At 61.2% G+C, this 242-nt stretch carries 1 protein-coding gene; it reads right to left on the bottom strand.

Annotated elements, in window-relative coordinates; translation table 11 throughout:
- Positions 1 to 242, bottom strand: a 242-nt coding sequence (locus tag BBG47_RS28760) for a condensation domain-containing protein (protein ID WP_139070864.1), incomplete at both ends; no start/stop codon positions are given.

Here is a 242-nt window from a genome sequence, read left to right as displayed (position 1 = left end):
GCGGCAGGCTCATCTCCGGCTCGATCTCCAACACCACCGGATACGCGCTCGTAAACCAGCCGACCGTCCGGCTTACATCCACATCCGCCGCGATCGGTTCTCGGCCGTGTCCTTCCAGCAAGACTGCCACGCGTTCGAGTCCGCTCCACGCTTGAACCGCCATCGCCAATGCGGTCAGCAACAGATCGTTGACCTCCGTACCGTAGGCCCGGTGTGCTTCTTTCAACAATTGCTGCGTCTGT

Origin of the sequence: Paenibacillus sp. KS1 (genome assembly GCF_001680695.1) — a bacterium.
GTDB lineage: Bacteria > Bacillota > Bacilli > Paenibacillales > Paenibacillaceae > Paenibacillus_B > Paenibacillus_B suaedae.
The sequence above is the reverse complement of the archived record's forward strand: the minus strand, read 5'-3'. Positions and strand labels throughout refer to the sequence as shown.